We start from the raw sequence: 9,125 nt of genomic DNA, 5'->3' as shown, positions 1-9,125 counted from the left end.
GGCAGAAAACTAAAGAGAATGACCACACAAATCGGGCTGTTCCCCGTCCCCTTTCACCCCGAGCCTTTCCGGGAACGCGATCGGCCCGCGTGAACCCGGGATCGGACGCCCTGTGCTCCCGCCAATACAGAGCGCCGCCGCTTTCCGCCCCACGACCGGGGCCGCTCTGGCCCCATGCTCTACTCAGGAGTAGCGGAGCCACAGTCAACCAGTCCGCCACATGCCTCGCAATCCCCTCAAAAGCAGAACTTGACCTGCCCCATTGCTAACAGGAGTGACAAAACGGCCGGTGAGCGCCCCAGGTGCGGGGCGCCACGACGCTCGCCGGGTGACAAAGGTTCACAACCCGTTCCACCCAATGTGCTTACACAGCGTGACGATTCACCCGGCGGGGTACTCGTGCACGACGACGGCGGCGGCCCCCACCGAGGGGTGCCGCTGCAGCACCGCCTCGATCTCCCCCAGCTCCATCCGCACCCCGGCGATCTTGACCTGCCGGTCGACGCGGCCGAGGTACTGCAGGGTGGGACGGTCCTCGCCGCCCTCCCCCGGGCCGAGCAGCCGCACCGCGTCGCCCGTCCGGTAGAGGCGGCCCGTCGGGGAGTCGCCGAACGGGTCGCGGTAGAACGCCTCGCGCGTCCGCTCGTCGTTGCCCAGGTAGCCGCGCCCGACGACCACGCCGCCGACGAACAGCTCCCCGGTCTCGCCCGCGTCGCACGCCGCCCACGTCCCGTCGTCCTCCTCCCGCAGCACGTACAGGCGGGCGTTGACGACCGGCGTCCCGATCGGGAGGCGCAGCAGCCGCAGGTCGCCGGCGGTCACCGTGTGGTGGGTGACGTCGTCGGAGCACTCGGTGGGGCCGTAGGCGTTCAGGAGGCGGGCGTGCGGCATCGCGTCCAGCCAGCGCCGCGACAGCTCCGCGGGGAGCTCCTCGCCGGTCGCGATCATCCACCGCATGCCGGGCAGGCTGCCCGGGGCCAGGTCGTCGAGCAGGTGCCTGACCATGGTCGGGACGAGCTCGACGATGGTGATGCCGCGCTCGTCCACGGCCCGCGCGAACGCGACGGGATCGTGCCCGGTCTCGTCGTCGACGACGTCCACCCGGCCGCCGAGCAGCAGCGGGCAGAGCATCTGCCAGATCGAGATGTCGAAGCCGAGCGGGGCGGTGAACGCCACGACGTCCGCGCCGGTCAGCTCCAGGTCGACGATCTTGGCCCAGAGGTGGTTGACCATGCCCTGGTGCTCGACCACCGCGCCCTTCGGGCGGCCCGTCGAGCCCGAGGTGAACAGGACGTAGCGGGGCTGGTCGAGGCCGTCCAGGCGGGGCTCGCCGGGCCACGGGGCCAGGCCGTCCGCCGCGGTGGCGGACACGACCCGGCAGCCGGCCTCGGCCGCGCCCTCCCGCAGCGCGGCCACGTCGGCGCCGGCGCCGTCCAGGAGCAGCACCGACGCGCCGGCCTGCCCGAGGACGTCGCGGACGCGCCCGGCCGGCCACGTCTCGTCGGCGGGCACGTAGAGCGCGCCGACCAGTTCGATCGCGAGGAACGCGGCGATGACGGAGGCCGAGCGGGGGCCGCCGACACCGACGACCGTGCCGGGCTCGACGCCCTCCTCCCGCAGCAGCGCCGCCAGCCGGCGCGCCCGCTCGGCGAGGCCGGCGTAGGAGAGCACGCCGTCGCCGTCGCTGACGGCGGGCCGGTCGCCCTCGGCGGCGAACCGCTCCACCCGCGCGATGACGGGGTCGGCGAGGTCCACATCCGCCTCGCGCGTCATCCCGTGCCGCACGGCCAGCTCCCGGGCCCGCTCCAGCTCCGCCGCGGGCACGTCCAGGGCGGGCAGCCCGGCCAGGGGGAGCAGCCGGTCCACGGCGGGTCCGCGAGCACTCATCATTACTCTCCGTGAGGTAGGACTTCTCCGCTGTCATCACCCAAAACAAGCGGGGGGCATAGCTTATCCGCGTCCTGACAGAAGCCTCTCCCATTCGTCGCTACCCGTCGGTAAGTAGGGGGTTGCGGCGGGAAGATGCGCGCAGGTAACGTGATGAACCGCCATGGCCAGGCGTGCCCGCGGCGAACTCCGGGGGAAGATGAGGGAATTGCTTCTTCATTTGAGGGTGACAGCGTGCCCATAATAACCTCGCCGCAGGAATTCAATGTCGACGACCTTTACGTCGATCTGCGGCACGTCATCGACCGTCCGCTGTACCTCAAATGCGAGGGCTTCAATTTCGCGGGTTCGGTGAAACTGAAGGCCGCCGCCGCGATGGTGGACGCGGCCGAGGCCGAGGGCGCGCTCACCCCGGACTCGGTCATCGTGGAGTCCTCGTCCGGGAACCTCGGCATCGCGCTCAGCCTGATCGCGGCGAGCCGGGGGCTGAAGTTCGTCTGCGTCACCGACCCGCGCTGCAACCCGGCGTCCATGCGGGTCATGCGGGCGCTCGGCGCGGAGGTCCGCGTCGTGTCCGACAAGGACGACAACGGCGGCTACCTCGGCGGCCGCATCGCGCACGTCCGGGAGCTGTGCGAGTCCGGCCGCGGGTACGTGTGGCTGAACCAGTACGCCAACCGGAACAACTGGCTGGCGCACTACCGCGGGACCGCTCCATCGATCGACCGGGAGTTCCCCGACCTGGAGGTTCTCTTCGTCGGCGCGGGCACCACCGGCACCCTGATGGGCTGCGCCCGCTACTTCCGGGAGCACGACCGCCCCGTCACGATCGTCGCGGTGGACGCGGTCGGCTCGGTCACGTTCGGCGGCATCCCCGAGCGCCGCATGGTCCCGGGCCTCGGCACCAGCAGCAGGCCCGAACTGGTGGACGAGTCGCTCGTCGACGACGTGGTGCACGTCGCCGAGCCCGACACGATCCGGACCGTCCGCGCCCTGTCGTCGCGGGGGTTCCTGTTCGGCGGCTCGACCGGCACCGTCGTGTCCGGGGCGTGCCGCTGGCTGGAGGCCAAGTACCCCGGCGAGGACCCGGTCGCGGTGGCCATCGCCCCCGACCTCGGCGAGCGGTACCTGGACTCCATCTACGAGGAGAGCTGGGTACGGGAGCACTTCGGCGATCTGCCGCCCGATATCCTCGGCACCTGATCACCCCGGTTCGGAAACACGGAGCACTTTCATGACGCAGGCCCCCGCATTCGCCGTGATCTCCGGCGCCCAGGTCCACGACGCGGTCGCCGGGCAGGAGGAGCGGGTCACCCGGATGGTCGAGGCCGCCTACCGGCTGCACGGCGAGGGGCGGACCGTCAACCCCGACTCCTACTTCCTGCGGTTCCCCGACCGCCCGGCCGACCGGATCATCGCGCTGCCCGCCTCCGTCGAGGGCGACGTCGGCGTGCACGGCATCAAGTGGATCTCCAGCTTCCCCGGCAACGTCGCGAACGGGATCCCCCGCGCGTCCGCCGTGCTGATCCTCAACGACGCCGAGACCGGCTACCCGTTCGCGTGCCTGGAGAGCTCCATCATCAGCGCGGCCCGCACCGCGGCGTCCGCCGCGCTCGCCGCCGCGACCCTCGCCGACGCCCGCGGCGACCGCCCCCGCACGGTCGGCTTCGTCGGCGTCGGCCTCATCGCCCGCTACATCCACACCTACCTGGCGGGCAACGGGTTCACCTTCGACTCCCTCGGCATCCACGACCTGTCCGCCGAGCACGCCGAGGGCTTCAAGGGCTACCTGGAGCGCTCGGAGAAGGGCGACATCACGATCCACGACTCGGCCGAGTCGCTGATCCGCTCGTCCGACCTGGTCGTCTTCGCCACCGTCGCCGGCGAGCCGCACGTCACCGACCCGGCCTGGTTCGCGCACAACCCGCTCGTGCTGCACATCTCGCTGCGGGACCTGTCCCCCGAGATCATCCTGGCGTCCTGCAACATCGTGGACGACGTCGAGCACTGCATGAAGGCCAACACATCACCACACCTGGCCGAGCAGCAGGTCGGCCACCGCGACTTCGTCGACGGCACCCTGTACGACGTCCTCACCGGCAAGACCACCCCGCCCGCCGACAGACCGGTCGTCTTCTCCCCCTTCGGCCTGGGCGTCCTCGACCTCGCCGTGGCCCGCTACGTCTACGACGAGGTAGCCGCCTCCGGCGCCCTGCACACCGTCCCGGGCTTCTTCCACGACCTCAGCCGCTACGGCTGACCCGCCCACAGCCGACAGCGGGCCCCGACACCCGCCGGGAGCCCGCCCCGCCTCAGCGGAACTCGGACGTGTCCAACTCGAACCCGAACGGCTCCGGCAGCGGCAGCGGCTTGCCGAACGGCACCTGGTCGGTGTGCCCGTAGTCGCCCTCGTCCGGCCCGCTGAAGAGGCTCACCCTCTCCTCCTCCCGGTCCACGAGCAGGTAGAGCGGGATGCCCGCCCGCGCATACCCGCGCCGCTTCGCCACCCGGTCCCGCTCCGGCCGGGTGGACGTCACCTCGACCACCAGCGCGACCCCGTCCGGACGGCTCCAAGCCTCGTCGTCATCGAAGACGTCCGGCTCCACCGGCACGAAGGTCCCGTCCGGGATCACGCGCTCGGTCCGCTCCGCGTCGGCGGCCGGAACGACCAGTCCCTTGTTCGGGAGAAAGTCGAAGTCAGCCGCCCTCTCCCGGAGGACCTGCTTGATGATCTTTCCGATGTTTCGCTCGTGTCCGCTACCGGGGGGTGGTGTCACGACGATCTCTCCGTCGATCAGTTCGGCTCGGAAGCCCTCGGGGGTATCGAGAGCGAGGAAACCTTCCAGGAGAGCGTCGTCTTCTTCCTGCGACAGAGGCTCATCAACCATGACAGTCATGCCCTGCTCCTTTCCTCGCACGCGAGCGTATGAGCGGAGCGCCACCTTTCGCATACAGATCGTAGCAACCGAGCCTGACGCACCTAGCGTACGGTCCGTGAAGCCGCCCCGGGGGTCGGACGGTCCCGGGGTGCGTCATGTGGTGTTAAGGATGGCCAGTTGGCGGGTTGCGCGGGTCATGGCGACGTAGTGGTCGACCGCTCCTTCGATGCCCTCGCCGAAGCTCTCCGGGTTTATGAGGACGACCAGGTCGAACTCCAGGCCCTTCGCCAGTTCCGGGGTCAGGGAGCGGACGCGGGGGGTCGGCTCGAACGCCGGGGCGCCTATGACGCAGGCGGTGCCCTCGGTGTGTTCGGCTAGCCAGGTTTCCAGGATGGCGTGCAGGTCCGCGGTCGAGCCGTGGATCACCGGGGCGTCGCCGGTGCGGATGGAGGCCGGGACGTTCGCGTCCGGGAGGACGGCCCGGATGACCGGCTCGGCCTCCGCCATGATCGGCTCCGGGGTGCGGTAGTTGACGGTCAGGGACGCCAGCTCGATCCGGTCGAGCCCGACCCGCTTGAGCCGTTCCTGCCACGACTCGGTGAAGCCGCGCCTGGCCTGGGCGCGGTCCCCGACGATGGTGAAGCTGCGGGACGGGCAGCGGGCCAGCAGCATCTGCCATTCGGCGTCGGTGAGCTCCTGGGCCTCGTCCACGACGATGTGCGCGAACGGGCCGGCGAGGCGGTCGGGGTCGGTGCCGGGGAGTGCGCTCTCGTCGACGAGGCTGACCTGGGCGTCCTGCCCGCGCAGCATCACCACGAGACCTTCGCCGTCGTCGCCGTCGGCGCCCGAGGCCGCCGCCGCGTCGATCAGGTTGTCGACCACCTGCGCCATGTGCTCGCGCTGGGCGGCGAGGGCTTCGTCCTGGCGGCGCTTGCGGATGGACGCCTCCGGGTCTCCGAGCCGCTGGCGCGCCGCGTCCAGGAGCGGCAGGTCGGACACCGTCCAGGCGTGGGCGTCCTTGCGCTGCAGTTTCCGGATCTCGTCCGGGCTGAGCCAGGGAGCGCAGAGGCGCAGGTAGGCGGGCACCGACCACAGGTCGCCGACGAGGTCGGCCGGGTCGATGACGGGCCACGCGCGGTTGAAGGCCGTGAGCAGTTCCCCGTCCTGGCGCAGCGACCTGCGGAGAAGGCCCGGCGAGACGTCCTCCTCGCCCAGCTTGTCCAGAATGATCGCGACGAGTTCCGCCCAGATCTGGTCGCGCGCCTCGTTGTGCGGGGTACCGGGCTCGGTGGCCGCGAACGCCTCGGCCCAATCGTGTGGGCCCAGCCACACGTCCGACCAGTGGGTGGTGACCGTCATCCCCTCGGCGGGCGGGTTCTCGTAGAACCGGACGGCCGGCTCGATCGCCTTCACCATGTCCGCAGACGACTTCAGCCGCGCGACCTCCGGATCGGCCTCGGGCCCCGCGTCCGCTCCCTCTGGAAGGAGGTCCCGCAGCGTGCAGGTCTGGACGCCTTCTTCTCCGAGGCTGGGCAGGACGTCGGCGACGTAGGCGAGATAGGGCTGGTGCGGGCCGACGAAGAGGACTCCGCCCCGGTTCTGGCCGAGGCGGGGGTCGGAGTAGAGGAGGTAGGCGGAGCGGTGCAGGGCCACGACGGTCTTGCCGGTTCCTGGGCCGCCGTCCACGACGAGGGCGCCCTGTGAGCCCGCGCGGATGATCGCGTCCTGGTCGGCCTGGATGGTGGCGAGCACGTCCCGCATCCGTGCCGACCGGTGCCCGCCCAGGCTGGCGATGAACGCGGACTGGTCGTCCAGCGCGGCGTGCCCCTCGAAGCCGTCGGGGGTGAACACCTCGTCCCAGTAGTCGCTGATCCGGCCCCGGGTCCAGCGGTACCGGCGGCGGCTCACCAGCCCCATCGGGTCGGCGTGGGTCGCCCCGAAGAACGGCTCCGCCGCCGGGGAGCGCCAGTCGACCAGGAGGCGGCGGCCGGAGGCGTCCTTGAGGCCGAGCCGCCCGACGTACACGGGCTCCGGGTCGTCCGCCCGGACGAAGTGCCCCAGGCACAGGTCCAGCCCGAAGCGGCGCAGCAGCCGCAGCCGCCCGCTCAGCCGGTGGATCTCCATGTCCCGGTCCAGCGCCTGCCGGCCGATGCCGCCGGGGGCCGTCCGCGCGGCGTCCAGGCGCTCGGACAGGTCGGCGATCGAGTGCTCCAGGCTCGCCGCGACGGCCGCGAAGTGCCGCTCGTCGCCGGCGATCAGCGCCGGGTCGGCCTTGTGGGCGAGCGTGCGGGGAAGGTCGAAGGCGCCGGTGGTCAGCGGCTCCAAATGATCAACTCCGATCTGGCGTTTCCGCAGGTTGCGGCCGTTGGCTGCACGATTGTGCGGCACGACCCGGGTCTTGCCGCAAGCCCCCCGGTGCGCTATAGGTTGAGAGTGGAGGGGAGTGTTCGTTCCTCCCCCGCGCGCACCGGTCTGCGAGTCCGTGTCGCCCGGACAGATAGAACCCGCCGGTACTGGGCACGCTCTCGCCATGGACGAGCGAGAGTTCAGACGCGGAGACGTCCAGGAGCTGACGGACTTCGAGCTGACCGTGTACGAGACCGTCGCGACGATCGACAAGGACGGCGGCGCGGCCGACTTCGACACGATCGAGCGGCTCATCGGCGCCCCCGAGGAGGACCTCTGGGCCGCCCTCGGGCACCTGGTGTCGATCAACCACCTGCATTCGACGAGCAAGGGCTACCAGCTCGGCCCGCACGACTGGGCGCCCTGACCGTCCCGCTGGGCGGGAGCGGACCCCGGCGGGGTGCGCGGGGCTGCGCCATGATGGCCGGGCACTGCAGTCCACGCGTGGGAGGCCGGCCGGATGCAGCTCGTCGTCACCGAGGAACAGCGGGAGCTGAGGGACGCGCTGCGGCGCTTCTTCGCCGACCGCTCCCCCTCCGCCGAGGTGCGGCGGCTGATGGAGACCGCCGAGGGTTACGCCCCCGGGACGTGGACGCTGATGGCCGAGCAGCTCGGGCTGCAGGGCCTCGCGATCGGCGAGGAGCACGGCGGCGCCGGGTACGGGATGCGCGAGCTGGCCGTCGTGTTCGAGGAGATGGGCCGGGCCGTGCTGTGCGCGCCGTTCCTCGCCACGATCACCGCCGCGGCCGCGCTGGAGGCCGGTGAAGGCGGTCATGACCTGCTGCCGGGTATCGCGGACGGCACCACCGTCGCCACGCTCGCGGTCGCCGAGGAGGGCGGGAGCTGGGACCCCGCCTCGGTCTCGGCGACGTTCGGAGACGGGGTGCTGCGAGGTACCAAGGAGTTCGTCCTTGACGGGCATATCGCCGACCTCGTGCTCGTGGCGGCGCGAGACGCGGACGGCGTCGGGGTCTACGCCGTGCAGGACGGGGCCGCCCTCGTCCGGACGGCCCTGACCACCCTCGACCAGACGCGGAAGCTGGCGCGGATCGCGCTCGACGGCGTCCCGGCGCGCAAGGTGGGCGGCGCGGACGCGCTGCGGCGGGCCCTCGACGTCGCGGCCGTGGCGCTGGCGGCCGAGGCGCTCGGCGGCGCGCAGCGGACCCTCGACATGACGGTGGAGTACGCGAAGGTCCGGCACCAGTTCGGGCGCCCGATCGGCTCGTTCCAGGCGATCAAGCACCGGTGCGCGGACATGTTCGTCCTGGTGGAGTCGGCGCGGTCGGCGGTGCTGAACGCGGCGGCCACCGCGGACGAGAACCCGCGGGAGCTGCCCGCGGCGGCGGCGCTCGCTAAGGCGTACTGCTCGGACGCCTACCTGCACACGGCGGGCGAGGCGATCCAGCTGCACGGCGGCATCGGGTTCACCTGGGAGCACGACGCGCACCTGTACTTCAAGCGTGCGCAGGCGTCCCGGCAGCTGTTCGGGACGCCCGACCACCACCGCGGGCGGCTGGCCGAGGCCGCCGGGCTCACGGGTGCAGCCGCAGCCCCTTGAGGACCTTGTCCACGCCGTTCTTCGGGCCGTGGATGGCGAACCCCACGAGCGGCATCTCCTCGGCGGTGACCGCGCGGACCGTCGCGCGGTTGGCCTCGTCGTGGCCGGTCTTGAACATGTCCTCGATGTAGACGGCGGTGTCCATGGCGCGGCCGGCGGCCCGCGCGTGCGCCCTGCCGATCGCCTCGGCGTCCCCCTCGTAGACGAGGACGGGCTGCCGGAACATCGCCATGTAGGTATTGCCGGACGCGTCCTCGTACGGCTCGCCGATGACGTCCGGGAAGCGGGCCGCGACGGCGCTGGCGAGGAACGCGGTGACGTTGAGCCGCTGCCAGGCCGCCAGGTCGTCGCGGACCACGATGCCGATCTTGGTGTCGAAACGCATGCCGGCCAGG

8 protein-coding genes are annotated in these 9,125 nt (G+C 71.5%); 4 read left to right on the top strand and 4 right to left on the bottom strand.

What is annotated here, in order from left to right; genetic code table 11:
* Positions 1 to 381 precede the first annotated feature (381 nt).
* Positions 382 to 1,887: an amino acid adenylation domain-containing protein gene (locus E1200_RS00740; protein WP_131949776.1), complete on the bottom strand. Its 1,506-nt coding sequence runs from the start codon at positions 1,885 to 1,887 to the stop codon at positions 382 to 384.
* A 234-nt stretch (positions 1,888 to 2,121) separates the two neighbouring features.
* Between E1200_RS00740 and sbnA the strand changes: the two genes are divergently transcribed.
* Positions 2,122 to 3,090, top strand: coding sequence for a 2,3-diaminopropionate biosynthesis protein SbnA (gene sbnA, locus E1200_RS00735; RefSeq protein WP_131949775.1), 969 nt, complete (start codon positions 2,122 to 2,124; stop codon positions 3,088 to 3,090).
* Positions 3,091 to 3,121: 31 nt separating this feature from the next.
* Positions 3,122 to 4,147, top strand: a complete 1,026-nt coding sequence (gene sbnB, locus E1200_RS00730) for a 2,3-diaminopropionate biosynthesis protein SbnB (protein ID WP_131949774.1) — start codon at positions 3,122 to 3,124, stop codon at positions 4,145 to 4,147.
* Positions 4,148 to 4,199: 52 nt separating this feature from the next.
* Here the strand turns inward: sbnB and E1200_RS00725 are convergent, their stop codons facing one another.
* Together E1200_RS00725 and helR are read right to left on the bottom strand one after the other, a co-directional pair.
* Positions 4,200 to 4,838, bottom strand: a complete 639-nt coding sequence (locus tag E1200_RS00725) for a Uma2 family endonuclease (RefSeq protein WP_243708272.1) — start codon at positions 4,836 to 4,838, stop codon at positions 4,200 to 4,202.
* An 81-nt stretch (positions 4,839 to 4,919) separates the two neighbouring features.
* A complete protein-coding gene (gene helR, locus E1200_RS00720) occupies positions 4,920 to 7,091 on the bottom strand; it encodes an RNA polymerase recycling motor ATPase HelR (protein ID WP_131949792.1) in 2,172 nt (723 codons plus the stop codon).
* Between the two features lie 205 nt (positions 7,092 to 7,296).
* Here helR and E1200_RS00715 point away from each other — a divergent pair, with 205 nt between their 5' ends.
* Complete coding sequence (locus E1200_RS00715) at positions 7,297 to 7,539, top strand: hypothetical protein (RefSeq protein ID WP_131949773.1); 243 nt, start codon at positions 7,297 to 7,299, stop codon at positions 7,537 to 7,539.
* A 93-nt stretch (positions 7,540 to 7,632) separates the two neighbouring features.
* Positions 7,633 to 8,730 (top strand): acyl-CoA dehydrogenase family protein, encoded by a 1,098-nt coding sequence (locus E1200_RS00710; protein WP_131949772.1) that lies wholly within the window; start codon positions 7,633 to 7,635, stop codon positions 8,728 to 8,730.
* Here E1200_RS00710 and E1200_RS00705 read toward each other — a convergent pair.
* The gene (locus E1200_RS00705; protein WP_131949771.1) at positions 8,705 to 9,115 is read right to left on the bottom strand and encodes a DUF2000 domain-containing protein; all 411 of its coding nucleotides are present in this window, start codon (positions 9,113 to 9,115) and stop codon (positions 8,705 to 8,707) included. The genes E1200_RS00710 and E1200_RS00705 overlap by 26 nt on opposite strands.
* Positions 9,116 to 9,125 lie beyond the last annotated feature (10 nt).

This window comes from Actinomadura sp. GC306, from assembly GCF_004348665.1.
Lineage (GTDB): Bacteria > Actinomycetota > Actinomycetes > Streptosporangiales > Streptosporangiaceae > Spirillospora.
The sequence above is the reverse complement of the archived record's forward strand: the minus strand, read 5'-3'. Positions and strand labels throughout refer to the sequence as shown.

What these genes read in the sequence shown, in the direction of transcription:
- E1200_RS00715 (WP_131949773.1), top strand. Translation starts at nt 7,297, where the DNA reads ATGGACGAGCGAGAGTTCAGACGCGGAGACGTCCAGGAGCTGACGGAC.
- E1200_RS00740 (WP_131949776.1), bottom strand. Translation starts at nt 1,887, where the DNA reads ATGAGTGCTCGCGGACCCGCCGTGGACCGGCTGCTCCCCCTGGCCGGG.
- E1200_RS00725 (WP_243708272.1), bottom strand. Translation starts at nt 4,838, where the DNA reads ATGCGAAAGGTGGCGCTCCGCTCATACGCTCGCGTGCGAGGAAAGGAG.
- sbnB (WP_131949774.1), top strand. Translation starts at nt 3,122, where the DNA reads ATGACGCAGGCCCCCGCATTCGCCGTGATCTCCGGCGCCCAGGTCCAC.
- E1200_RS00710 (WP_131949772.1), top strand. Translation starts at nt 7,633, where the DNA reads ATGCAGCTCGTCGTCACCGAGGAACAGCGGGAGCTGAGGGACGCGCTG.
- E1200_RS00705 (WP_131949771.1), bottom strand. Translation starts at nt 9,115, where the DNA reads ATGCGTTTCGACACCAAGATCGGCATCGTGGTCCGCGACGACCTGGCG.